20 protein-coding genes and 2 pseudogenes are annotated in these 23,109 nt (G+C 71.1%); 3 read left to right on the forward strand and 19 right to left on the reverse strand.

The window, feature by feature from the left end; genetic code table 11:
• Entirely contained in the window at nt 1-855 is an 855-nt protein-coding gene (locus tag ACE101_RS28415; protein WP_379137024.1) for a cell envelope integrity EipB family protein, read from the reverse strand.
• Between the two features lie 539 nt (nt 856-1,394).
• On the opposite strand from ACE101_RS28415, the gene ACE101_RS28420 reads away from it, so the two are divergent.
• On the forward strand, nt 1,395-1,937 hold the full coding sequence (locus tag ACE101_RS28420) for a GcrA family cell cycle regulator (protein ID WP_379137027.1): 543 nt from the start codon (nt 1,395-1,397) through the stop codon (nt 1,935-1,937).
• Between the two features lie 145 nt (nt 1,938-2,082).
• On the opposite strand, the gene phoB is transcribed toward ACE101_RS28420, so the two are convergent.
• From phoB to pstS, 6 genes are all read right to left on the reverse strand, one after another.
• Nucleotides 2,083-2,787 (reverse strand): phosphate regulon transcriptional regulator PhoB, encoded by a 705-nt coding sequence (gene phoB / locus ACE101_RS28425; protein WP_379137030.1) that lies wholly within the window; start codon nt 2,785-2,787, stop codon nt 2,083-2,085.
• Between the two features lie 25 nt (nt 2,788-2,812).
• Complete coding sequence (phoU, locus tag ACE101_RS28430) at nt 2,813-3,535, reverse strand: phosphate signaling complex protein PhoU (protein ID WP_379137032.1); 723 nt, start codon at nt 3,533-3,535, stop codon at nt 2,813-2,815.
• A gap of 28 nt (nt 3,536-3,563) precedes the next feature.
• Entirely contained in the window at nt 3,564-4,376 is an 813-nt protein-coding gene (pstB, locus tag ACE101_RS28435; RefSeq protein ID WP_379137034.1) for a phosphate ABC transporter ATP-binding protein PstB, read from the reverse strand.
• Between the two features lie 28 nt (nt 4,377-4,404).
• Nucleotides 4,405-5,325, reverse strand: a complete 921-nt coding sequence (gene pstA / locus ACE101_RS28440; protein WP_379137037.1) for a phosphate ABC transporter permease PstA — start codon at nt 5,323-5,325, stop codon at nt 4,405-4,407.
• A 19-nt stretch (nt 5,326-5,344) separates the two neighbouring features.
• Complete coding sequence (pstC, locus tag ACE101_RS28445) at nt 5,345-6,319, reverse strand: phosphate ABC transporter permease subunit PstC (protein WP_379137040.1); 975 nt, start codon at nt 6,317-6,319, stop codon at nt 5,345-5,347.
• A 125-nt stretch (nt 6,320-6,444) separates the two neighbouring features.
• Nucleotides 6,445-7,485, reverse strand: coding sequence for a phosphate ABC transporter substrate-binding protein PstS (pstS, locus tag ACE101_RS28450; protein ID WP_379137042.1), 1,041 nt, complete (start codon nt 7,483-7,485; stop codon nt 6,445-6,447).
• 261 nt (nt 7,486-7,746) lie between these two features.
• On the opposite strand from pstS, the gene ACE101_RS28455 reads away from it, so the two are divergent.
• Both ACE101_RS28455 and ACE101_RS28460 read left to right on the forward strand, forming a co-directional pair.
• Nucleotides 7,747-8,001, forward strand: a complete 255-nt coding sequence (locus tag ACE101_RS28455) for a hypothetical protein (protein WP_379137045.1) — start codon at nt 7,747-7,749, stop codon at nt 7,999-8,001.
• A gap of 205 nt (nt 8,002-8,206) precedes the next feature.
• Nucleotides 8,207-8,923 carry a sigma-70 family RNA polymerase sigma factor gene (locus ACE101_RS28460; protein WP_379137047.1) on the forward strand — a complete coding sequence of 239 codons (717 nt, stop codon included), beginning with the start codon at nt 8,207-8,209 and terminating at the stop codon, nt 8,921-8,923.
• 353 nt (nt 8,924-9,276) lie between these two features.
• Here the strand turns inward: ACE101_RS28460 and ACE101_RS28465 are convergent, their stop codons facing one another.
• From ACE101_RS28465 to murG, 12 genes and pseudogenes are all read right to left on the reverse strand, one after another.
• Nucleotides 9,277-9,477, reverse strand: coding sequence for a hypothetical protein (locus tag ACE101_RS28465; RefSeq protein WP_379137049.1), 201 nt, complete (start codon nt 9,475-9,477; stop codon nt 9,277-9,279).
• A gap of 183 nt (nt 9,478-9,660) precedes the next feature.
• Nucleotides 9,661-11,334, reverse strand: coding sequence for a DNA repair protein RecN (recN, locus tag ACE101_RS28470; RefSeq protein WP_379137052.1), 1,674 nt, complete (start codon nt 11,332-11,334; stop codon nt 9,661-9,663).
• A 182-nt stretch (nt 11,335-11,516) separates the two neighbouring features.
• Nucleotides 11,517-12,416 carry an outer membrane protein assembly factor BamD gene (locus ACE101_RS28475; RefSeq protein ID WP_379137054.1) on the reverse strand — a complete coding sequence of 300 codons (900 nt, stop codon included), beginning with the start codon at nt 12,414-12,416 and terminating at the stop codon, nt 11,517-11,519.
• Nucleotides 12,417-12,643: 227 nt separating this feature from the next.
• Nucleotides 12,644-13,591, reverse strand: a complete 948-nt coding sequence (gene lpxC, locus ACE101_RS28480) for a UDP-3-O-acyl-N-acetylglucosamine deacetylase (protein WP_379137056.1) — start codon at nt 13,589-13,591, stop codon at nt 12,644-12,646.
• 397 nt (nt 13,592-13,988) lie between these two features.
• Complete coding sequence (ftsZ, locus tag ACE101_RS28485; RefSeq protein WP_379137059.1) at nt 13,989-15,809, reverse strand: cell division protein FtsZ; 1,821 nt, start codon at nt 15,807-15,809, stop codon at nt 13,989-13,991.
• A 99-nt stretch (nt 15,810-15,908) separates the two neighbouring features.
• Nucleotides 15,909-17,234 carry a cell division protein FtsA gene (ftsA, locus tag ACE101_RS28490; protein ID WP_379137062.1) on the reverse strand — a complete coding sequence of 442 codons (1,326 nt, stop codon included), beginning with the start codon at nt 17,232-17,234 and terminating at the stop codon, nt 15,909-15,911.
• A 52-nt stretch (nt 17,235-17,286) separates the two neighbouring features.
• The gene (locus ACE101_RS28495) at nt 17,287-18,270 is read right to left on the reverse strand and encodes a cell division protein FtsQ/DivIB (RefSeq protein ID WP_379137064.1); all 984 of its coding nucleotides are present in this window, start codon (nt 18,268-18,270) and stop codon (nt 17,287-17,289) included.
• Nucleotides 18,237-19,058 (reverse strand): annotated as a pseudogene (locus ACE101_RS28500) (D-alanine--D-alanine ligase). Before ACE101_RS28500 ends, ACE101_RS28495 begins: the two are co-directional and overlap by 34 nt.
• Nucleotides 19,059-19,096: 38 nt before the next feature.
• Nucleotides 19,097-20,023: a UDP-N-acetylmuramate dehydrogenase gene (gene murB, locus ACE101_RS28505; protein WP_379137067.1), complete on the reverse strand. Its 927-nt coding sequence runs from the start codon at nt 20,021-20,023 to the stop codon at nt 19,097-19,099.
• Between the two features lie 196 nt (nt 20,024-20,219).
• Nucleotides 20,220-20,495 (reverse strand): annotated as a pseudogene (locus tag ACE101_RS28510) (endonuclease domain-containing protein); the annotation flags it as partial.
• A gap of 16 nt (nt 20,496-20,511) precedes the next feature.
• Nucleotides 20,512-21,927: a UDP-N-acetylmuramate--L-alanine ligase gene (gene murC / locus ACE101_RS28515; RefSeq protein ID WP_379137069.1), complete on the reverse strand. Its 1,416-nt coding sequence runs from the start codon at nt 21,925-21,927 to the stop codon at nt 20,512-20,514.
• Between the two features lie 28 nt (nt 21,928-21,955).
• Entirely contained in the window at nt 21,956-23,074 is a 1,119-nt protein-coding gene (murG, locus tag ACE101_RS28520) for an undecaprenyldiphospho-muramoylpentapeptide beta-N-acetylglucosaminyltransferase (RefSeq protein WP_379137072.1), read from the reverse strand.
• Between the last annotated feature and the right edge of the window lie 35 nt (nt 23,075-23,109).

Raw genomic sequence — 23,109 nt, forward strand, 5'->3', positions numbered from 1 at the left:
TCAGGGCCGGCAATCCTTGGCTTCGGGCGCGAGATCGATCCGCGAGAGGTCGCCCTTGAGGGCGAAGCCGCCGTAATCGAGCCGCAGGGCGCCGCTGACGCCGTTCTCGTAGAGATCGAAGGAGAGCACGTAGATCGGCATGCGCTCGCCCTCCTCCCCGGCGGAGAAGTAGCTGAGCGTCACGGGCCAGCGCGGCATCGTCGCCATGGCGCCCTCGCGCAGAGGCGCCTCGGCGGCCGGAGGAGCGGTGGTCTCCACGCTCGCCGGAATCGTCCGGCGCGGGCCGATGACCGCGAGCGTGTCGTAGATCTTGCGGCCGTCATCCGAGCCGTCGAAGACCTTCACGGAGACGGTGCGCTCGCCGGCCTGGGCGGCCTCGATCAGCCGGCGCATGTGGGCGGCCGGGAACAGCACCTCCCCGGGCGCCGTGACGCGCGCCTTCTGCGGGTTCTTGATGGTGACGGCGAGCCCCTTGGCGTCGCGCTCCGCATCGCCGTCCACCGCCGGCTGCTGGCTGCCGTTGAGGTCGGACTGGGTGCGGAAATGGAAGCTGTGGCCGTCCCCGCTCTCGAAGGTGTTGTTGCGCAGGTCCGAGGTGCGCGTGCCGCTCTCCGAACTCTCCAGCACCGTCACCTGGCGGTACTGCAGCGCCCATCCCTTGCAGGGGTCGCCCGAGAAATCGAACACGATCCGGCCCCGGGCGCTGTCGACCGAGCGCGCCCCGCCGCTGCGCATCAGCGACAGGTCGTAGACCGCGCGGTGCGGCGCGAGGCGGATGCCGGATGCCGGTTCGGCGGCGAGACCGGTGGGGGCGAGGGCGAGGAGCGGAAGCAGGGACGCGAGGACGATCCGCATGAGTTTCCCGGGGGTCGAGCGCGTACGGCGCCGGGCCCGAACATAGGTGCAGCCCAGCCCGCGGGCAACGCCGCCTCTCGGGCGGGGGCACCGTGGCTTGTCTGCCACGCTGATCGCGCGAGCGGTTCGGGAGGCTGGCGTCGGAACTGCCCGATCGGGCCCGCGGCCGCGTCTCCGGCCCCGTGCGGACGGGGTCCCGAGGCCGGGTCCGGCAGCCCCCGGGATTGCCCACAAGCTGTTGACGGCGTGTGGATTTCAGGCGCCTGCGCGGCGGAGTTCGCGTGGCGCCGGCGCGCCTTGGCGCCCTTCCGAGGGGCGCCGCCGCATGCGCGGCCGGTGCGGGGAAAAGGGGCTCGGATGGGCCGGGGACTCTTGCGCGGGCAACAGCCGCTCCTGTAGGTTCACCCCCGTCGCAGGCGCTGTCACGAAGCGGCGATCACCAGCAGGATCGAAGGGTTTTGGCGCCCGGCCTCAGGGTCGGGCGAAGGCGGTCGCGTGCGCTTCGGCCGCCGGCGTACTGGGGGAATTCGGAGGCGGCGATGATGGATGCGGGCCCGAGCTGGACGAAGGAACGGGTCGAACTCCTCAAGCGGCTCTGGGGGGAAGGACGCAGTGCGAGTCAGATCGCCGCCGAGATCGGGGGCGTGTCGCGCAATGCGGTGATCGGTAAGGTGCATCGGCTCGGCCTCGCCGGGCGGGTGCTGAAATCGAACGGCGCGGTGAGTGCGGCCGCGCCCGCGCCCGTGCAGCCCCGCCGCACGGTGAGCGAGGAGGTCCGCGTGCCGAGCGCGGCGCCCACGCCGACGATGGTCGCCCCGGCGCCCGCGTCGCTGGCGCTGGTGCGTCCGGAGAGCATCGCGCCGCCTGATGTGGCGCTGCCGCTCTCCGAGCGTGTGACCATCATGGAGCTGCGGGAGTTCATGTGCCGCTGGCCCATGGGGGACCCGTCCTCGCCGGATTTCCGCTTCTGCGGTGCCCGCTCGATCACCGGGCTGCCCTACTGCACGCATCACGCCCGCATCGCCTATCAGCCGGCTGCGGAGCGCAAGCGCAGCGACCGGCGCGCGGTGGGCTTCCGCTGAAATCCAGGCACTCCCGGCGCCGGGTTGCCCTGCGCCGGGCCTAAGGCGCGACGCCCACACGAAAGAGCCCTCCGCCGATGGCGGAGGGCTCTTTCGTGTGGGGATGCGGGAGGCTCGCGGGGCGGATGGGCCGCCCAGCCGGGGATCAGGCCGCGCCGGTGGCGAACATCTCATCGAAGGAGTAGCCCGATCCGCGCACCGTGCGGATCGGGTCCGGGCGGCGCGGCCGGTTGATGGCCTTGCGCAAGCGGCCGATATGCACGTCGACGGTGCGCTCGTCGATGTAGACGTCGTGGCCCCAGACGCCGTCCAGCAGCTGCTCCCGGGAGAAGACCCGGCCGGGGCTCTGCATCAGGAATTCGAGCAGCTTGAACTCGGTCGGGCCGAGATGCAGCTCGCGGCCCTCGCGCCGGACCCGGTGGCTCACCCGGTCGAGTTCGATGTCGCCCGCGACCAGAAGATGCGCCACGTGGGCCGGCTTCGCGCGGCGCAGGAGCGCGCGCACGCGGGCCAGGAGCTCCGGCACCGAGAACGGCTTGACGATGTAGTCGTCGGCACCGGTCGCGAGGCCCCGCACCCGGTCGCCCTCCTCGCCCCGTGCCGTCAGCATGATGATCGGCAGGCGCTCGGTCTCCCGGCGGGCCCGGATCCGGCGGCAGAGCTCGATCCCGGACAGGCCCGGCACCATCCAGTCGAGGAGGACCAGATCCGGGATCTGCTCGCGCAGCCGGATGTCGGCCTCGTCGCCCCGCATGACGGAATCGACCTCGAAGCCTTCGGCTTCGAGGTTGTAGCGGAGGAGGAGCGTCAACGGCTCCTCGTCCTCGACGATCAGGATCCTCGTGCTCATGCGGGCTTTCGGGACTCCGACGGGGTCACGCGTCCGTCTGCGGCGCCACCGTGGCGTAGCTCGACCGGTCGTTCTTGGGCCGTTCGGCCACCAGGGTCTCGCCGGTGACGAGATAATGGATCGTCTCGGCGATGTTGGTGGTGTGGTCGCCGATCCGTTCCACGTTCTTGGCGCAGAACAGGAGATGCGTGCAGAAGCTGATGTTGCGCGGATCCTCCATCATGTAGGTCAGGAGTTCGCGGAACAGCGAGGTGTAGAGGGCGTCGATGCCGCCGTCGCGGGTCCAGACGTCGAGGGCCGCGGCGGTGTCCTGGGTGGCGTAGGCGTCGAGCACGTCCTTGAGCTGGGCCTGGACCAGCTCGGCCATGTGCTGGACGCCGACCACGATCTTCTGCGGCTGCGCTTGGTCGCTGATCGCCACCACGCGCTTGGCGATGTTCTTGGCGAGGTCGCCGATCCGCTCCAGATCGCCCGAAACGCGGATGGCCGAGACGGTCTCGCGCAGATCGATCGCCATCGGCTGGCGCCGGGCGATGAGCAGGATCGCCCGCTCCTCGATCTCGCGCTGAAGCCCGTCGAGGCGGGAATCCGCCGCGATGATCGACTGCGCGAGGCTGGCGTCGCGCCGCACCAGGGCGGCGGCGGAATCCGCCACCATCTTCTCGGCGATGCCGCCCATCTCGGCGATGCTGCGGCGCAGGTTCTGCAGGTCCGTGTCGTAGGAACTGACGATGTGTTGGTCCGGCATGGCTCTGTCCCCTTCCCAACCTGTGCGATCAGCCGAACCGGCCGGTGATGTAGTCCTGGGTCTGGCGCTTCGCCGGATTCATGAACAGGCGGTTCGTCGGTCCGACCTCGACGAGTTCGCCGAGATACATGAAGGCGGTGAACTGCGAGATGCGGGCCGCCTGCTGCATGTTGTGGGTGACGATGGCGATGGTGAACTCGCCGCGCAGCTGCTCGATCAGCTCCTCGATGCGCCCGGTCGAGATCGGGTCGAGGGCCGAGGTCGGCTCGTCGAACAGGATCACCTCGGGGCGCTGGGCCACCGTGCGGGCGATGCAGAGGCGCTGCTGCTGGCCGCCCGAGAGGCCCATGCCGGATTGCCTCAGCTTGTCCTTCACCTCGTCCCACAGGGCCGACTTGCGCAGGGCCTCCTCGACGCGGTTGTCGAGATCGGCCTTGCCGAGGCGCTCGTAGAGCCGGATCCCGAAGGCGATGTTGTCGTAGATCGACATCGGGAACGGGGTCGGCTTCTGGAACACCATGCCGATGCGGGCGCGCAGCTCGTTGAGGTCGATCGACGGGTCGAGGATGTTGCGCCCGTCGAGCAGGATCTCCCCTTCCGCGCGCTGCTCCGGATAGAGGCTGTAGATCCGGTTGAAGGTGCGCAGCAGGGTGGACTTGCCGCAGCCCGACGGGCCGATCAGCGCCGTGACCTGCCGGTCGAGGAAGTTGAGGTTGATGTTCTTCAGGCCGTGGAAGGTATTGTAGTAGAAGTTGAGATTCTTGACCGAGATGCGGACCGGCGCGGCCTCGTCGGCGACGCTGTTGCCGACGATCGGAGCGGCGGTGGCGGGGGCGCTCATCGGGATTCTCCTGAGGATCGGCAGGGGGTCAGCGGCTCTTGCCGCCGCCCAGGAAGACGCGGGCCACGATGGAGAGGCCCAGGATGGTGACGGTGATGAGGAGCGCCCCGGCCCAGGCGAGCTGGCGCCAGTTCTCGTAAGGAGAGAGGGCGAACTGGTAGATCATCACCGGCAGGTTGGCGACGCCGCCCATCAGGTTGGGAGCGAACCAGGAATTGTTGTTGAGCGCGGTGAAGAGGAGCGGCGCGGTCTCGCCGGCGATGCGAGCGAGCGCGAGCAGGATGCCGGTGACGATCCCCGATTGCGCGGCCTTCCAGGTCACGGCGCGGATCACGATCGAGGTCGGCGCGCCGAGCGCGGCGCCGGCCTCCCGCAGGGTGCCCGGCACGAGGCGGAGCATGTCCTCGGTGGTGCGCACGATCACCGGGGTGGCGATGATGGCGAGCGCGACGCCGCCGGCCCAGCCGGAATAGCCGCCCATGCCCCGGACCATGATCGTGTAGACGAACAGGCCGATCAGGATGGAGGGGGCCGAGAGCAGGATGTCGTTGAGGAAGCGGATGACGTCCGCGAGCTTCGAGGTGCGGCCGTATTCCGCCAGGTAGGTGCCGGCCAGGACGCCGATCGGCGTCGCCACGACGATGCCGATGAACGTCATCACCAGGCTGCCGAGAATGGCGTTGGCGATGCCGCCGCCGGCCGAGCCGGGACCCGGCGTCACCTCGGTGAACAGGGTCGGCGAGAAGCCGCGCAGGCCCTCGACGATCAGCATGATCAGGATCGAGCCGAGCACGAGGGCGCCGAGCGCGGTCGCGCCGGTGCAGAGCACGATCAGCAGGCGGTCGGCGGTGCGCCGTCCCGCGCGCACGCGGCCCCAGGCCGCCGCGGACGGGGCGGCAGCGGCCGCCGGGGCGGCACCTGCCGGGGCGAGAGTGGTCCGGGCGTCCATGAGAGGCTCCGTGGCGGGATCAGGCCACCTTCACGCGGCGCACGAGCAGCCGGGCGATGATGAGCACGATGAAGGTGACGACGAACAGGATGCAGCCGAGGGCGAGGAGCGAGCTGAGCTGCAAGCCATCCGCCTCGTTGAACTCGTTGGCGATGCGCGAGGCGATCGTCGAGCCCGGGTCGAAGATCGAGGCCGAGAGCCGGTTGGCGTTGCCGATCACGAAGGTGACAGCCATGGTCTCGCCGAGCGCGCGGCCGAGGCCGAGCATGATCGCGCCGATGATCGACACCGAGGCCTGCGGGATCAGCACGTGGCGCACGACCTCCCAGGTGGTGCAGCCGATGCCGTAGGCGCTCTCGCGCAGCACGGTCGGGATCTGGTCGAGCATGTCGCGGGTGATCGAGGCCACGAAGGGCACGATCATGATGGCCAGGATGATGCCGGCGGTGAGCACGCCGACGCCCGAGGGCACCTGCGCGTAGAGCAGGGTGCCGACGATGGGCAGCCCCTCGACGAGGTTCGACACCGGCACCTGCACGAAGCGGGCGAAGAGCGGCGCGAACACGAACAGGCCCCACATGCCGTAGATGATGCTCGGCACCGAGGCGAGGAGTTCGATCGTCATCGCCACCGGGCGGCGGGCCCAGCCGGGGCAGAGCTGCGTCAGGTAGATCGCGATGCCGAGCGAGACCGGCACGCCGATGAGCAACGCCAGGAAGGCCGAGGCGAGCGTACCGATGATGGCGACGAGGGCGCCGTATTCCTCGCGCCCGACATTCCAGGCGCTCGACGTGATGAAGCCGGGCCCGAATGTCCGGAAGGCCGGGATCCCGCCGTAGATGACCGAGGCGAGGATGCCCGCCAGGACCAGCAGCACCAGGAGCGCGGAGCCGAGCGAGGCGGCACGGAAGAGGCGGTCGGCCACGGGGCTCGGCGCGCTGCGCGCGGGCTTCGAGGCGGAGGCGAGAGCGACGTTTTCGGACAACGCGACCATCCGGGATTCCCTTGAGTGAGCCGCCTGTGGCGCGTCGGGCGGGAATGACGCGAGCCGGGGACGGGAAGAGGGCTCCCCCGCCGGGAGGAGGGAGAGCCCCGTCGATCAGGATCGAGGGAAGCCGATCACAGGCCGAGGACGGGCTTGCCGTCCTTGCCGGCGACCTTCTTCCACTCCTCGCGGACGAGGCCGACGACGGTCTCCGGCAGCGGGACGTAGTCGAGGTCGCTGGCGAGCTTGCCGCCGCTCTTGTAGGCCCAGTTGAAGAACTTCAGCACCTCGGTGGCGCGGGCCGCGTCGCTCGGGCTCTTGGGGATCAGGATGAAGGTCGCGGCGGTGATCGGCCACGCCTTGTCGCCCGGCTGGTTGGTGAGCGAGATGCCGAAGCCCGGCGCCGCCTTCCAGTCGGCGTTGGCGGCGGCGGCCTGGAAGGCCTCGTCGCCCGGCAGCGGGAACTTGCCGGCCTTGTTCTGGAGCAGGACCACCGGCAGGTTGTTCTGCTTGGCGTAGGCGTATTCGACGTAGCCGATCGCGTTCGGCACCTGCTTCACGACGGCGGTCACGCCCTCGTTGCCCTTGCCGCCCTGGCCGGCCGGCCAGCTGACGGTCGTCGAGGCGCCGAATTCCTTCTTCCAGTCGGCCGACACGTCCGACAGGTAGGTGGTGAAGATGTTCGTGGTGCCCGAGGCGTCGGAGCGGTAGACCGGGGTGATCACCGCGTCGGGGAGCTTCACGCTCTCGTTCAGCTTGGCGATCTTGGGATCCGACCACTTCTTGATCTTGCCGGCATAGATCTCCGCCAGCACCTCGCCGGTGAGCTTCACCTCGCCGGTCTTCACGCCCGGCACGTTCACGACCGGGACGACGCCGCCCATCACGGTCGGGAACTGCACGAGGCCGTCCTTCTCGAGGGTCTCACCCTTCAGCGGCGCGTCGGTGGCGCCGAAATCGACCGTGCGGGCCTGGATCTGCTTGATGCCGCCGCCGGAGCCGATCGACTGGTAGTTGAGGCCGACATTGGCCTCCTTGCGGTACGCCTCGGCCCACTTGGAGTAGACCGGGAACGGGAAGGTCGCGCCGGCGCCGGTGATGTCGGCCGCGAGCGCGGACGTGGCGATCTGGACGGTCGCGAGCCCGATGGCGAGCGCGGTTGAGAAGGGTCTCACGAGAAGTCTCCGTGTGCCTGGCGATCTGTCGCGCGGCCGATCCCTAACGCAGCGTTAGGCTTCGCTCCGCCCGGGCAGCGGTAGACCGGCAACGACGCCGCCCCTATGACGATTGCATGACGCTTAGATGACAGCGCCCGGGGTGGCGGCCCTCCGGCGGCGGCTTCCATGGGGATGAAGCGGAATCGGATGCGACTGTTCCGGGCCCTCGCGCGTTGATCCCCCGGATGACCACACGGGAGCGAATCGAGGAACTCCGCCGTGCACGAGGCGACGACCGAGATCGGAAACGGGCAGGACCGTGAGCGGGCCGCCCTGCTCGCCCTCCATGACGAGCGCGAAACGCTGGAGCGGCGCTTGGCGCTGGCGCGTCAGCAGCATCTCTACCTCTCCGACCCGGACGCCATCGCGGCGGCGCAGGCGGAGGAGCGGATCCTGCTTCAGCGGCTCGACCAGCTTCTCACGCGGATCCGCGCCGCCGAGTACCGGCGCCGGCCCGGCGGACGGTCCTGGTAGGACGTAGGCAACTCGATTTCGCGAGAGCGGCCGAGGAACCTTAGCCGTGCTTCGGCCGTTGCCCCCGGCGCGCGGCCCTCATGCGGGGTGCCGCTGGTGATGCCGGGACGAGGGACGGGCCATGGCGATCGGTGCGGATCGGGCCGGTGCAGGCCCCTCGCTTCTCCGTCCGGCATCCATTCCCACGTTTGAGAGTTCTGCGACCATGCTCTACCCGAATGCCGCCGCCTCGACCGGGGTGAAGCCCTCCCTGCCCTCCACGGTGCAGCAGCATCTCGGGCAGCACCTGCGGGACGCCTACGCGGCGATCGAGACCACGATTCCCGAGGGCTTCCTGACGCTGATCGAGCGGCTCGAAGCGGCGCTCGCCGCGCAGGGGCGGACCGTCGAGCCGGAGTTCCGCGACGGCCTACTCTCCGCCCTCCCCTCGCTGCGGGCCTTCGCGCTCTCGCTGACCAACAACGCCGCCCGGGCCGACGATCTCGTGCAGGACACGATTCTGCGGGCATGGCAGAACCAGCACCGCTTCCAGCCCGGCACCAACCTCAACGCGTGGCTGTTCACGATCCTGCGCAACGCCTTCTACTCGGAGCAGCGCAAGCGCATGCGCGAGGTGCAGGACGAGGACGGGTCCTACGCGGCCCGCCTGTTCACGGCGCCGGACCAGGGTCACCGGCTCGACGTGCAGGACCTGCGGGCCGGTCTCGCCAAGCTCCCGCCGGATCAGCGCGAGGCCCTGATCCTCGTGGGCGCGGAGGGGCTGTCCTACGAGGAGGTCGCCCGGATCTGCGGCGTTGCCATCGGCACCATCAAGAGCCGGGTCAACCGCGCCCGCAACCGGCTCGCGGACCTGCTCGGCTACACCGAGGACGACCTGAGTTCCGACCGCATGATCCAGTCGGCGATGAGCGAGGGCGCCTGACCGGCCGGATCCGCTCGGTGAGCGCGAGGAACCCCTCTCCGAATGGAGAGGGGTTTTTTGTGTGATACGGCGTCGTTGGCCGGGCTCGGCGCCGTCCTTCGTGCCGACCGCGCGGCGATGGCGCTCGGTCCCAGCGCGCAAGCCGCACCACCCTCGGGCTGAAGCGCCCGGTGTCGACGATTGCCGGGCCTCGAAGCACCTCCGGCCCGATGATCCCGACAGCGGATCAGGCGCGCGGAGGGGATTTGCGCCGGGCGATTCGCCATCGCCGGCGCCCTCGGCAGAAGGGCGGTTCGCGTGGATCCCGATCCCGGCGGTGGGTGGTCGGGTCCGACCACCCGCCCGAGCCGGCATCAGCGCGAGCGCTGCAACTCGCGTTCCCGATGGCGCAGCCGCAGCAGCTGCTGGATCTGATCGTCCGGCAGTGGCAGGCCGTCCGTCGTCGTCTCGTAGAATTTCCGCAGAACCTGTCCCAGCCGCCGCTGGATCTCGGCTCCCAGGAACGGCAGCCGGCGGTCGGGCGTGATGGCCGGCGTCACGGCGTCCTGATTCATCGCGATCCCCTTGCGCGGTCGGGGGCTCCGGCAACAGGGAGCCCGCTGCGAGCACCGAGGATCGGTTCACATGGTAAAGATCCGGTTAATTTTCTGATTTCGTTTACCATGTCGCGCGGGTGCGGCAGCGTAGCGCGATTCGCGATACCGGACCTTAACCGTTTGCCGCGGCCTGTCCAGCGGTCACGCTTCGGCCGCCTCGAGCAGCCGCGCGGCGGCGGCGCGGGCCTCCTCGGTCACCGTCGCCCCCGCGAGCATCCGGGCGATCTCCTCGCGTCGCGGATCCGCGGCGAGGAGCTTGACGCGGGTGGCGACGCGGTCGGAGCCCTTCACGGCCTCCTTGGCGATCAGGAAATGGGTGGCGGCGCGGGCCGCGACCTGGGGGGCGTGGGTCACCGCCACCACCTGCACCCGGGCCGAGAGCCGCGCGAGCCGCGCACCGATGGCATCCGCCACGGCTCCGCCCACGCCGGTATCGATCTCGTCGAAGATCAGGGTCGGAGCGGAGCCCTTGTCCGCGAGCACCACCTTGAGGGCCAGCATGAAGCGCGAGAGTTCACCGCCGGAGGCGACCTTCATCATCGGCCCCGGCCGGGTGCCCGGATTGGTCTGGGCCCAGAACTCCACCCGGTCGAGGCCGGCCGGATCGCGGCTCTCCTCGTCGGCGGCGATCTCGGTGATGAAGCGCGCGCGTTCGAGCTTGAGCGGGGGCAATTCCGCCTGAACGGCCTTGTCGAGCTTGCCCGCGGCCTTGCGGCGGCCCTCGCTGAGTGCGCGCGCCTTGTCGAGATAGGCCGCCTCCGCCTGGGCGAGGTCGGATTCGAGGCGGCCGAGCGTCTCCTCCCCGGCATCGATCGCCGCCACGTCGGCGACGTAGCGCTCGCGCAGGGTCGCGAGGTCGTCGGCCGGGACGTCGTACTTGCGGGAGGCGGCGCGCAGCCCGAACAGGCGCTCCTCCACCCGCTCCAGTTCGCGCGGGTCGAACTCGGCGGCCTGGAGCGCGTCCTCCAGGGCGTTGCGGGCCTCGTCGAGGGCGACGAGGGCCGCGTCGAGGGCGGCGACGCAGGGCTCGACGAGGCCCGGCGCCTGCGCGGCCCGGCGTTCGAGCTTGCGCAAAGCCGCCGAGAGATGCGCCGCGGGCGAGCCCTGGCCGCCGACCGCGTCGAGGGCCTCGTTCAGCTCGCGGGCAACCTTCTCGCCCTGCTGCATGACGGTGCGGCGCTCGGCGAGGTCCGCCTCCTCGCCCGGCTTCGGGTCGAGGACGTCGAGCTCCTCGACGGCGTGGCGTAGGAAGTCCGATTCCTTGCGGGCCGCCTCCACCCGGGCGCGGTGCTCGGTGAGCGTGCTGCGCGCCTGCCGGACGCGCTTGGCCGCCTCCGCCACCGCTGCCTGCCGGTCCTGCAGGTTGCCGAAGGCGTCCAGGATGGCGCGGTGCGTGGTCGGGTCGGCCAGCGCCCGGTCGTCGTGCTGGCCGTGGATCTCCACCAGCGCCGCGCCGATCGCGCGCAGCACCTGCACGCCCACCGGCTGGTCGTTGACGAAGGCGCGGGTGCGCCCGTCCGCCACCTGCACGCGGCGCAGCACGAGGTCGCCCTCGGTGTCGAGATCGGCCGCGGCCGCGACGGCGCGGGACGGATGGTCGAGGGGCACGTCGAAGACGGCGGTGACCTGCCCCTGCGCCTCGCCGTGGCGCACGAGGCGGCCATCGCCGCGGCCGCCGAGGGCGAGAGCGAAGGCATCGAGGAGGATCGACTTGCCGGCACCCGTCTCGCCGGTCAGCACGCTGAGGCCGTCGCGGAAGTTCAGCTCGAGCTTGTCGATCAGGACGATGTCGCGGATGGCGAGCTGAACCAGCATGCCGCCTTGGCCAAGCCTCTCGGAAGTCTCTCGGAAGGGTGAAACCGGGCGTCTCTACAGGTTTCCGCAACCGGGCGCGAGAGGCACCGCGGCCGCACGTCCTTGCGGGCGCCAGATCGTGCGAACGGCCCGACGCGTCGACGCATCGGGCCGCCGATCGATGCGCCGCGACGGCGGCGCCTTTACTGCGCCTCGGCGGTCTGCTCCATGCCGACGATGCCGCGGAAGGCCTTGCTGATCCACGAGGACTTCTCCTCGCGGGGCGCGACGCCGCCCGATTGCAGGAGCGCGTAGGCGTCCTTGTACCAGGGCGAGTCGGGGAAGTTGTGGCCGAGCACGGCGGCGGCGGTCTGCGCCTCCGCGACGATGCCGAGCGCCATGTAGGCCTCGGCCAGCCGCTCCAGCGCCTCCTCGGCGTGCCGCGTCGTCTGGTACTTGCTCACCACGTCGCGGAAGCGGTTGATCGCGGCCGGGAAGTTGTGGCGCTCCAGGTAGTAGCGCCCGATCGCCATTTCCTTGCCGGCGAGCTGGTCGCGGGTGATCTGGATCTTGGCCTTGGCGTCGGCGGCGTATTCGGAGGTCGGGTACTTCTGCACCAGCTCCTGAAGGGCGGCCAGCGCCCGCTCGGAGCGCTCCTGGTCGCGGGTCACGTCCGGGATCTGCTTGTAGTGCGACATCGCCAGGATGTACTGGGCGTAGGCCGCGTCCTTGCTGCCCGGATGACGCTGCAGGTAGCGCTTGGCCGCCGTGATCGCGTCCTCGTACTTCTGGCCCTCGTAGTTCGAATAGGCCGTCATCAGCACGGCTTTCCGCGACCAGTCGGAATACGCGTATTCCTTGTCGAGGCTCTCGAACCGCTTCACCGCCTCGTCGTAATCGTGGTCCTCGAGCTTGGCGAGGCCCTCGCTGTAGAGCTTGTCTGCGGGACGGCGCTCGATGATCTTGGGCTGATACTTCTCGGGGCCGAACGGATTGATCGAGTCGAGGGCGTCGCAGCCGCTCAGACCGGCGCCGCAGGCCGCGACCAGCGCGACGCGGAGTACGGCATTCTTCGCACCGCGAAGCGAGGAGGCGAGAGCCATGAGTTCATCCCCAAGCGGGCGGCCCGCGCGGGCGCCGACCCCTGTCATGTCGATTGCGCCGCGGGATCGCCCCGCGGCCCTGCCCTCACGTCTGCGAGGCGATTTGGGCGCGAAAACGGCGCGCGGCCCGCTGGCACTACCGGCCGTGCCGCGGATGCACCGGATACTCGCCTGAAAACGGGAGGTCTGTGGCTTTCGCGCAACCCGCGCCGCGAGCGAGCGGCCGCTCAGAGATCGGGGGCGTAGGCCGCCACGCCGAGGGCGGCGCCGAGATCGGCAAGCACGGGCTCGCGGCGGGCGCCCGCCCCTTCCACGATGGCGTAGTTCGCCCGGTCGGCGAAGAGCGCGTCGAGCACCGCCACGTTGAGGCCGTGGCCGCCGCAATAGGACTGATAGGCGCCGAGGATCGGCAGGCCGGCGAGGGCGAGGTCGCCCACCGCGTCGAGAAGCTTGTGGCGGACGAACTCGTCCGGGTAGCGCAGGCCCTCGGGGTTGACGATGCCGCCGTCGCCGACCGCGACGGTGTTCTCGAGCGAGGCGCCGAGGGCGAAGCCCATCTTCCAGTAGCGTTCCACGTCCCGCATCATCCCGAAGGTGCGGGCGCGGGCGATCTCGCGGCGATAGGCGGCGGGGGTGAGGTCGAGGGCCTTGCGGCTGCGCCCGATCACCGGGCTCTCGAAGTCGATCTCGACGTCGAGGCGGAAGCCGCGCTCGTAGGGGCGCAGCTCGGAGAAGGCTCGCCCCTTCTCGGCCCGGACGGGCTTGAGGACCTTGATGTAGCGCCGGGGGGCGCCGCAGGAGACGATGCCGACCGAGTCGATGGCGGCGACGAAGGGGGCGCTCGACCCGTCGAGGATCGGCATCTCGGGCCCGTCGATCTCGACCAGCACGTTGTCGAGGCCGAGGCCGCAGAGGGCCGACATCAGGTGCTCGACGGTGGCGACGGCGCCGGTCTCGCGGCTGCCGATCACGGTGCAGAGTTCGGTCGCGGAGACTTGGCTGTGATGGGCCTTGATCAGCCGGTCGAGGCCCTTGGGCAGTCCGGTGCGGAGAAACTCGATGCCCTCGTGAGCCTCGCGGGGGTGAAGCGTGATGCTGACGGGGTTCCCGGAATGGACGCCGATGCCGGTGAGGCTCACGGCCGAGCGGAGGGTCGTCTGCTGACTCGATCTCATTCTTCAGCCCCCGGACGCGATCCACCGTCGCGTCCCGCTTGGGAGACACGCTCGAGAGAGACCCATCCGCTGTTTGAAGCCCCTGGGGCGCCTTGGCCGACGCTGCCGGCCGCGACCCCTGCTTTGCTGTTGGGACACCTATAGTCGCGCTCCAAAGCGCGGCCAAATCACGGATTCTTACGCTCTGTAACAGCCCGGCGGATCGTGTGCAGTTCCCGAAAGCCGTTATGGCACAGAGTCTTAAACAACGGCTTAATCCCCGGGATCAGGGATCCCGGGGTGTGGCCGAAACGCCTCTATGACGGGTCGTGATGGCGCCGTCGGGGCGCTTTCAGGGCCCTCGCGAGGCCCTCTCGCGGTGCTCCCGGCCCATCCCGGAGGATGGGCCGGCGCGCTCTCAGTTCGCCTGCCGCCGGAGGAAGGCGGGAATCTCGAGCTGGTCGTCGTCCATCATGCGCGGGGCGGCCATGGCGCGGCCCTGCGGGTCGAGCTGGCCCTGCGCCGGCCGGTAGCCCTGCGGCTGCGGGGCGTAGCCGGGATGCGCGGGAGCCTGGACCGGCGCCCGGGGAGCCGGCGGTGCCATCGGCGCTTGCGGCTGCCGGGCGACGGGCTGCTGCGGCATCGGCTGGTGCATCGCCGGGGCCGGAGCCTGGGGCTGGGCGGCCGGAGCGGCCATTCCCTGGGCATCGTCCTCGCGCCGGCCGCCGAAGCCGACGGTGGCGAGGCGGCGCAGCAGCGAGGTGCGCTTGACGTCGGGCGCGACCTGCTGGGGCACCGGCTCCTCGCCGCGGCTCGCGCGGATCTGGTTCTGGGCCGGGAGCGGCAGATCCTGCACCCGCGGCATCCGCGGGGCCCGCACCACCGCCGGCGACGGCGGGATGAAGGGCGCGGAGGCCGAGACCATCGGCTGCTCGGCGACGGGCGCGGGCGCTGCCGGCTCGTAGGAGGGCATCGGCCGCGGCTGGGTCGGGGTGATCTGCACCTCGTCCCGCATCATCGGGGCCTGGGGCAGCTCGGCGCGGGGCGCCTCGACGGCCGGGGCGGCCATCATGGGCGGGGCCATCTCCTGCGCCGGGGCGAGCCGGGGAGCGGCGGCCTGCGGCTCGGGCTGGCGGTAGACCGGCGCGGCGGGCTGGGGCTGCTGCTGGTTGGCGCGGGCCCGGGCCTCGGCCCGCAGGCGGTCGGCCACCTCGGCGATGCGCTGCTCGGTCTGCGCGAGGTCCGGCCCGTTCACGGCGTGGGCGGTGATCAGCGCCGGCTCGATGCCGGTCGCCACCACGGAGACCCGGATGATGCCGTCGAGGCTCTCGTCGAAGGTGGCGCCCAGGATGATGTTGGCGTCCGGATCGACCTCCTCGCGGATGCGGGTCGCCGCCTCGTCGAGTTCGTAGAGGGTGAGGTCGTTGCCGCCGGTGATCGAGATCAGCAGGCCGCGGGCGCCCTTCATCGAGACGTCGTCGAGGAGCGGGTTGGCGATCGCGGCCTCGGCCGCGCGGTTGGCGCGGTTCTCGCCCGAGGCCTCGCCGGTGCCCATCATGGCCTTGCCCATGCCGCGCATGATCGCCCGCACGTCGGCGAAGTCGAGGTTGATGAGACCTTCCTTCACCATCAGGTCGGTGATGCAGGCGACGCCCGAGTAGAGCACCTGGTCGGCCATCGCGAAGGCGTCCGCGAAGGTCGTCTTCTCGTTGGCGACCCGGAACAGGTTCTGGTTCGGGATCACGATCAGGGTGTCGACCGCGGCCTGCAGCTCGTTGATGCCGGCATCCGCCGTGCGCATGCGGCGCACGCCCTCGAACTGGAACGGCTTCGTCACCACGCCGACCGTGAGGATGCCCATGTCGCGGGCGGCCCGGGCGATCACCGGGGCGGCGCCGGTGCCGGTGCCGCCGCCCATGCCGGCGGTGATGAAGCACATATGCGCGCCCGAGAGCTGATCGCGGATCTCGTCGATCACCTCCTCGGCGGCGGCGCGGCCGACTTCCGGCTGCGAGCCGGCGCCGAGGCCCTGGGTGACGCCGATGCCCATCTGGATCACGCGCTCGGCCTTCGAGGAGGTCAGCGCCTGCGCGTCGGTGTTCGCCACCACGAACTCGCAGCCGAGCAGCCCCGACTCGATCATGTTGTTGACAGCGTTGCCGCCCGCCCCGCCGACGCCGAAGACCGTGATGCGCGGCTTGAGTTCCCGGATGTCCGGCGCTTGGAGACTGATGGCCATGATGCGCGTGCCCCTTGTTGACTGTTGTGAGCGCCGACCGGCGCCGGTTCGTCCCGCTCGCCCCCGTGGCCTCATCGGCCCGGCCGGGCGCTCGATTGGTTAGAAGCTCTCCCGGATCCAGCGTCCGACCCGGTGGAGGTAGCTGTCGCTCGCCATGCCCATTCCGGCGGCTTGCCCCTTCGGCTCGAAATGCTCGACGTGGGAGACCTGCGGGTAGACGAGGAGTCCGACCGCCGCCGAGAAGGCCGGCCCCTTGGCCGCCTCCGGCAGTCCCTTGATCCCGAGCGGCCGGCCGATGCGGACCTGCCCCTGGAGGATCCGGCGGGCCACCTCGGGCAGCCCGACGAGCTGGCTCGCGCCGCCGGTCAGCACCACCCGGCGCCCGGCCTGGGCGGCGAAGCCCGCGTTGCGCAGGCGGTCGCGCACCAGTTCGAGCACCTCCTCCACCCGGGGGCGGATGATGCGCACGAGCTGCGACTTCGGGATGTGATGCGGCAGGTCGCGCTCGTCCTCGTCGACGCCGTGGACCGCGATCATGTCCCGCTCGTCGGAGGCGGTCGCCATGGCGGCGCCGTAGAGCGTCTTGAGGCGCTCGGCGGCGACGACGCGGGTGGAGAGGCCCCGCGCGATGTCCATGGTGACGTGGTGCCCGCCCACCGCCACCGCGTCCACGTGGACGAGGTGGCCGCCGGTGAACACGCCGACGCTGGTCGTGCCCCCGCCCATGTCGACCACCGCGACGCCCATCTCGGCCTCGTCGTCCACGAGGGCGGAGAGGCCGGAGGCGTAGGGCGTGGCGATCACCGCCTCGACCCGCAGGTGGCAGTTCTCCACCGCCAGCATCAGGTTGCGGGCGGTGGCGATCTCGGAGGTGACCACGTGCAGGTCCACGCCGAGGGTCTCGCCGATCATGCCGGACGGATCGACCACTGCGCTCTGCTGGTCGAGGGAATAGCCGGTGGGCAGGGCATGCAGCACCGCGCGGCCGGGGCTGACGCTGTGCGTGCTCGCGGCTTCGAGCACCCGCTGCACGTCCGAGCCGGTCACCGGGCCGGTGCGCACCGGGACCCGGGCCTCGAAATGCTGCGAGCCGAGCCGCCCGCCCGACAGGTTCACGATGACCGACTGGACCTCGCACTTCGCCATACGCTCGGCGGCATGGACCGCGTGGCGGATGGCGCTCTCGGCGGCTTCGAGATCGACCACCGCGCCGCCCTTGAGGCCGAGCGAGCGCTGGTGGCCGATGCCGATGATCCGCGCGAGATGCGTGCGGCCGCGCAGGGTCGCGAGCGTGTCGACCGGCTGCAGCTCGGCGACGAGGCAGACGACCTTGCTGGTGCCGACATCGAGCACCGACAGCGTCGCGCTGCGCCGCGCGGAGAGCGGCTTGAGGCGGGGCGTGAGGCCGTGCTGGAGAAGACTCATGACGCGACGCCCGGACGAACGGAGGGGGTGAGGAGCGCGGGGAGCGGGCGCGTCATGTCTCGGTCCCCTTGCCCTTGGCTTTCTTCTTCTGCGCCTCCTGGCGGGCGGCGGCGCCCTCCTCGGTGAGGCGCACCACGAGCCGGTCGGGCATCCGCAGGTCCACCGCGATGATGTCCTTGTCGAGGAGGTGCGATTCGGCATCGAGCTTCACGAGCCGCGCGACGGCTTCCCGCGCGCCCGTCTCGGGCAGGCGGATGTCGATGCCGTCGAGCTTGAGCGTCCAGCGCCGGCCCGAGACCAGGGTCCCGGCGCGGATGCGCTCCTTCAGGGGGCCGGCGGCCTCCAGGAGGTCGAGATACTCCTTGGTGCGCAGGTTCGCCTCGTCCCCGACGACGAGCGGCAGGGCGGCGAAGCGCCCGTCCCGCATCCGGTCGATGACGGTGCCGTCCGCCGAGATCACCGCGATCTCGCCGTTGCGCTGCCACAGGGCGCTCGGCTCGCGCTCGGTGAGCGTGACCACGAGCTCGTGCGGATAGATCTTGCGCACCGAGACGGCGCCGATCAGCGGCACCTCGGCGAGGCGGTCGCGCACCCCGACCACGTCGAGGAAGGGCAGCGAGTTGCGCTGGTCGATCCGGGCCGCGTGCAGGATCTCGGAAGGCTGCAGCTGGACCAGCCCGGCGAGCGTCACCTTCTCGAGGCCGAATCCGGCCGCGCGGGCCGCGATGTCGCCGAAGCTGCCGCGGCGCGTCACGACCTCCGCATAGGCGCCGCTCGCCACGAAGCCGGCGGCGCCCACGAGGCCGAAGAAGCCGAACAGCAGGCTCGTGCCGAGAAGCTTCGGCACGCGCTGCTCGATCGGGATCGCCACGGACGCGCGGCGGGGCCGCAGGAACCGGGGCATGTATCGCGTCAGAATCCCCGTGCCCGTCCTGGCTCCGGGGAGCGCGGCTCCCGGAGCGGGCACGCCGCCGGCCTGACCGCCGGCGGGGCCGGCGGCGATCAGCGGTTCAGGGAAGCGTCCTCCACCATCCATCGGACGAGTTCACCGAAACTGTACCCGGCATGGGCTGCGAGCTCCGGCACAAGGCTGGTCTCGGTCATGCCGGGTTGCGTGTTGACCTCCGGCACCACGAGCGCACCGGTGCCACCCGGTGTGTCGTCGTAGCGAAGGTCGGCACGGCTCACGCCCCGGCAGCCAAGTGCTTGATGCGCCGTTAACGCCAACTCTCGAACCAGCTGGTAAATTTTCGGTTTAATTTCGGCCGGCGGCACGCGCACCGACCCGCCCTTGGCCTACTTCGCGTCGGAGTCGTACCGCCCCCCGAGGCGGGGCGGATATCGATGACGCCGAGCGCCGTGCCCCCATCGCCGCGCAGCCGGGAATGCAAGTCTCCGCAGTGACTTCGTTGCCGTGGGGCCGGTCCGCCCGGGCGCGTTCCCGGGGCGGCGGGGAGCGCCCGTCGCGCACGGTCGCGCCCCCACGGGCGAGCCTTCGGCGATCGGCTCGAGCACGTAGGGCGGCGGCAGGACATGGGTTCCGGCCGCATCGAACCGGTTAACGATTCGCCCCTCCGGCACCGGAACCCCGGCCGCCCGCATGACCGTTTTGGCACCGTCCGTGTGCATGGCCAGCGCCGAGGCGAGCACGCCCGAATGGGTGCAGGGGGCGGCGAGCGCGGCGGCGGGATCCCGCTGCACGTCGATCGGCGTGACGCGGCATCCCTGCGCCTCCGGCGCGCGGGCGCCGGCCCGGCCGGAATTCAGCGAGACCGCGCGCTCCGAGGACCAGCCGCCCGTCAGGACGGCGACGTGCTTGGACATGGCGGTCCCTCCGGTTCCGGCCTGCGGTGGAGTGGTGCTCAGCCGGGCAGGCCGATCCGCTTGATCTCCCAGTGCAGATCCACGCCGGATCGCGCGCGCACCCGCTCGCGCACCTCCTCGCCGAGGCCCTCGATGTCGGCAGCGGTCGCGCCGCCGGTGTTGATGAGGAAGTTGCAGTGCATCTCGGAGACCTGGGCCCCGCCCCGACGCAGGCCGCGGCAGCCGGCGGCATCGATGAGCTGCCAGGCCTTGCCGCCCTCCGGATTCTTGAAGGTCGAGCCGCCGGTGCGCTCGCGAATCGGCTGCGCGGCCTCGCGGGCGGCGGTGACCCGATCCATCTCGGCCAGGATCGCCGCCTTGTCGCCCGGCCGCCCGCGGAAGAGCGCGCCGGTGAAGATCACATCGGCGGGCACCGAGGAGTGCCGGTAGGAGAAGCCCATTGCGGCATGGGAGAAGCTGCGGATCTCCCCCGCCCGGGTGACGCCGCGGGCCTCGACCAGCACGTCGGTGGTCTCGCCCCCATGGGCGCCCGCGTTCATGCGCAGCGCCCCCCCGATCGAGCCCGGGATGCCGCGATAGAAGGCGAGCCCGTCGAGCCCGGCCTCGGCGGCGGCGCGGGCCACCTTCACGTCCGGCACCGCGGTGCCGGCCCGGATGGTCTCGCCCTCGATCTCGATGCTGCCGAAGGCCCGGCCGCCGAGCCGCACCACCAGCCCGGGCACGCCGCCGTCGCGCACGATCAGGTTCGAGCCGAGGCCGATCACCGTGACCGGGATGTCGGCGGGGAGCGCCCGGAGCGCCGCGGCGAGATCCTCCTCGTCGGCGGGGGTGAACAGCACCTGCGCCGGGCCGCCGACGCGGAACCACGTGAGGTCGGCGAGCGGGTGATCCGCCAGCAGGCGGCCGCGCAGGGCGGCGGGGGCGAGGCGGGAGAGAATGTCCTGGGATGTCGTCTGGCTGGTCATTTGTGCGCATCTCCGCCTCTCCCCGCTTGCGGGGAGAGGGCTTCACCCCCCCTTGTCGGGGGTGAAGCGAGCCCGAACCGCAGGTTCGGCGCGAGGGTGAGGGGGTGAGACCCTCTCCCCGCAGGCGGGGAGAGGAGAGAGCCGCGAGGATCGTTTCGAGAACGCCGGGGAGGTTGGCAAATACCTCGCCGTTCCGGAATCGAGGAATGCGGTAGCCTTGGGCGGAAAGCCGGGCGCCGCGCGTTCGATCGCAGGGGCTGTCGGCGTGCGGGCTGCCATCCACCTCGACGATGAGCCTCGCTTCTCGACAGGCGAAGGCGGCCACGTCAGGCGCGATCGGACGCTGCCGCACGAATTTGAACCCGCCGAGCCGGCGGTCGCGCAGATGGGCCCATAGCCGAGCCTCAGCCTCCGTTTGAGACTGCCGCACGCCGCGTGCCCGCTGCGTACGACTGGCTGCGGGCCCGCGCATCAGGTGCGAGGCGGCGTCACGCCGCCTTCTCGCCGAGCGTGTCCAGCTCGCCCGGGAGCGCGTAGGCCCATTGCGTGATGTTGCCGGCGCCCAGGCACACGACGTAGTCGTCCGGCCCCACGAGGCCGCGGATCAGGCCGGCGAGGTCCTCGCTGCGCTCCAGCGCGATGGCGTTGCGGTGCCCGCGCGACTTGAGGCCCGCCACCAGCGTGTCGCGGTCGAAGCCCTCGATCGGCGCCTCGCCCGCCGCGTAGACCGGGGCGACGATCACCGTGTCGGCGTCGTTGAAGCAGGTGCAGAAATCGTCGAACAGCGAGGCGAGACGCGTGTAGCGGTGCGGCTGCACCACCGCCACGACGTTGCCGTCCGTCGAGGAGCGCGCGGCCTTGAGCACCGCCTTGATCTCCACCGGATGGTGCCCGTAATCGTCGAAGATCTGCGCGCCGTTCCACTCGCCGGTGCGGGTGAAGCGGCGCTTCACGCCGCCGAAGCCGGCGAGCGCCTTGCGGATCGTCTCCGGCGCAACACCGAGTTCGTGCGCCACCGCCAGCGCCGCCGTCGCGTTGAGCGCGTTGTGCTTGCCCGGCATCGGCAGGACGAGATCCTCCATCTCCAGCCGGAAGCCGGGACGGCGGTCGCGGATCATCACCCGGAAGCGGCTCTGGCCGCCCTTCAGGTCCACGTCGATCAGCCGGACATCCGCCTGCGGGTTCTCGCCGTAGGTGATGATGCGCCGGTCCTCGATGCGCCCGACGAGGTCCTGCACGGTCGGGTGGTCGATGCACATCACCGCGAAGCCGTAGAACGGGATGTTGTCGATGAAGGCCCGGAACGCGTCCTTGATCGCGTCGAAGGAGCCGAAATGGTCGAGATGCTCCGGGTCGATGTTCGTCACGATGGCGATGTCGGCCGGCAGCTTCAGGAAGGTGCCGTCGGATTCGTCGGCCTCCACCACCATCCAGTCGCCCTCGCCCATGCGGGCGTTGGTGCCGTAGGCGTTGATGATGCCCCCGTTGATCACGGTGGGATCGAGGCCGCCCGCGTCGAGGAGCGTCGAGACGAGCGAGGTCGTGGTGGTCTTGCCATGCGTGCCCGCCACCGCGACGCAGGACTTGAAGCGCATCAGCTCGGCCAGCATCTCCGCCCGGCGCACCACCGGCAGGCGCCGCTCGCGGGCCGCCACCAGCTCCGGGTTGTCGCGGCGGATCGCCGTCGAGACCACCACCAGCTCGGCCTCGGCGAGGTTCTCGGCCCGGTGCCCCACGAAGGTGCGGATGCCCTTCTCGGCCAGGCGCCGGACATTGTAGTTGTCGGCCGCGTCCGAGCCCTGCACCGTGTAGCCGAGGTTGTGCATCACCTCGGCGATGCCGGACATGCCGATGCCACCGATGCCGATGAAGTGGATGGGTCCGAGCTTGTTCGGCAGCTTCATGGGAAAGGATGTCCTTGTCGGTCGTCTGTCAGCGGGTCGAGGCCTGGATCGCGGTCTCGACCACCAGGGCGGCGAGGCGCTCGGCGGCGTCCGGGATCCCGGCGCCCTTCGCGGCGGCGGCGGCGGCGGTGAGCCGCTCGGGCGCGCCGAAGAGGCCGGTGAGGTCGGCCGCGAGCCGCTCAGGAGTGAAGTCCGTTTGTGGTCGGGGAAAGGCGGCGCCCGCCGCGCCCAGCACCGCGGCGTTGGCCGCCTGATCCTGGTCGAGGGAGCCGGGCAGCGGCACCAGGATCGCCGGGCGGCCGATCACCGCGAGTTCCGCCACCGTGGAGGCGCCCGAGCGGGCCACCACCAGATGGGCGGCGGCCATGCGGGAGGGTAGGTCCTTGAAGAAGGGCGCGACCGAGACCGAGGCGAGCCCTGCCCGGCCGTAGATCGCCTCCGCCCGGGCGAGATCCTCCGCGCGGGCCTGCTGCACGAGGTGCAGGCGGGCCCGGATCCCCTCGGGCAGGCGCGCCACCGCGTCGGGCACCACGTCGCTCATCACCCGGGCGCCCTGGCTGCCGCCGAAGACGAGGAGGTGGAGCGGGCCGTCCGCCGCGAGGGCCGGATAGGGCGTCTGCGCGGCGGCGAGCACCGCGGGGCGCACCGGGTTGCCGGTATGGACGCGCCGGGCCGTCGCCTTCGCCGGCACGCCCCGCACCTCGGAGAAGCCGGTCGCGATCACCGTGGCGCCGCGGGCGAGGAAGCCGTTCGCCCGGCCCATCACGGCGTTCTGCTCGTGCAGCAGCGTCGGCACCTTGAGCATCTGGGCTGCGAGAAGCGGCGGCACGGTCGGGTAGCCGCCGAAACCCACCGTCACCGCGGGGTTGAGGCGGCGCACGGCGCGCAACGCCGCGGCGAAGCCCCGGCCGAGGGTGAGCATTGCCGCGCCGCGGGCGAGCGGCGAGCGGCCCGAGGGCGTCGCCGAGGGAATGGGCACGATCTCGGAGGCCGGGAACTCGCCCGACAGCTTCTCGACCCGGCTGTCGGTGGCGAGCGCCACCCGGATGCCGCGCTCGCGCAGGCGCAGGGCCAAGGCCTCGGCCGGGAACAGGTGCCCGCCGGTGCCGCCGGCGGCGAGAAGGACGAGGGGTTGGGCGACCGTCATGGCGGGTCTTCGATCTCCGGATGCGGACCGCTCTT

This window comes from Methylobacterium carpenticola (assembly GCF_042748905.1).
Classification (GTDB): Bacteria; Pseudomonadota; Alphaproteobacteria; order Rhizobiales; family Beijerinckiaceae; genus Methylobacterium; species Methylobacterium carpenticola.

Coding starts and splice junctions, on each gene's coding strand:
- murB (WP_379137067.1), bottom strand. CDS start 20,023: ATGACCAGCCAGACGACATCCCAGGACATTCTCTCCCGCCTCGCCCCC.
- ACE101_RS28475 (WP_379137054.1), bottom strand. CDS start 12,416: ATGGCTCTCGCCTCCTCGCTTCGCGGTGCGAAGAATGCCGTACTCCGC.
- ftsA (WP_379137062.1), bottom strand. CDS start 17,234: ATGAGTCTTCTCCAGCACGGCCTCACGCCCCGCCTCAAGCCGCTCTCC.
- ACE101_RS28415 (WP_379137024.1), bottom strand. CDS start 855: ATGCGGATCGTCCTCGCGTCCCTGCTTCCGCTCCTCGCCCTCGCCCCC.
- phoU (WP_379137032.1), bottom strand. CDS start 3,535: ATGCCGGACCAACACATCGTCAGTTCCTACGACACGGACCTGCAGAAC.
- lpxC (WP_379137056.1), bottom strand. CDS start 13,591: ATGAGATCGAGTCAGCAGACGACCCTCCGCTCGGCCGTGAGCCTCACC.
- ACE101_RS28495 (WP_379137064.1), bottom strand. CDS start 18,270: ATGGATGGTGGAGGACGCTTCCCTGAACCGCTGATCGCCGCCGGCCCC.
- ACE101_RS28420 (WP_379137027.1), top strand. CDS start 1,395: ATGATGGATGCGGGCCCGAGCTGGACGAAGGAACGGGTCGAACTCCTC.
- phoB (WP_379137030.1), bottom strand. CDS start 2,787: ATGAGCACGAGGATCCTGATCGTCGAGGACGAGGAGCCGTTGACGCTC.
- ACE101_RS28460 (WP_379137047.1), top strand. CDS start 8,207: ATGCTCTACCCGAATGCCGCCGCCTCGACCGGGGTGAAGCCCTCCCTG.
- pstB (WP_379137034.1), bottom strand. CDS start 4,376: ATGAGCGCCCCCGCCACCGCCGCTCCGATCGTCGGCAACAGCGTCGCC.
- pstA (WP_379137037.1), bottom strand. CDS start 5,325: ATGGACGCCCGGACCACTCTCGCCCCGGCAGGTGCCGCCCCGGCGGCC.
- pstC (WP_379137040.1), bottom strand. CDS start 6,319: ATGGTCGCGTTGTCCGAAAACGTCGCTCTCGCCTCCGCCTCGAAGCCC.
- recN (WP_379137052.1), bottom strand. CDS start 11,334: ATGCTGGTTCAGCTCGCCATCCGCGACATCGTCCTGATCGACAAGCTC.
- ACE101_RS28465 (WP_379137049.1), bottom strand. CDS start 9,477: ATGAATCAGGACGCCGTGACGCCGGCCATCACGCCCGACCGCCGGCTG.
- murG (WP_379137072.1), bottom strand. CDS start 23,074: ATGACGGTCGCCCAACCCCTCGTCCTTCTCGCCGCCGGCGGCACCGGC.
- ftsZ (WP_379137059.1), bottom strand. CDS start 15,809: ATGGCCATCAGTCTCCAAGCGCCGGACATCCGGGAACTCAAGCCGCGC.
- murC (WP_379137069.1), bottom strand. CDS start 21,927: ATGAAGCTGCCGAACAAGCTCGGACCCATCCACTTCATCGGCATCGGT.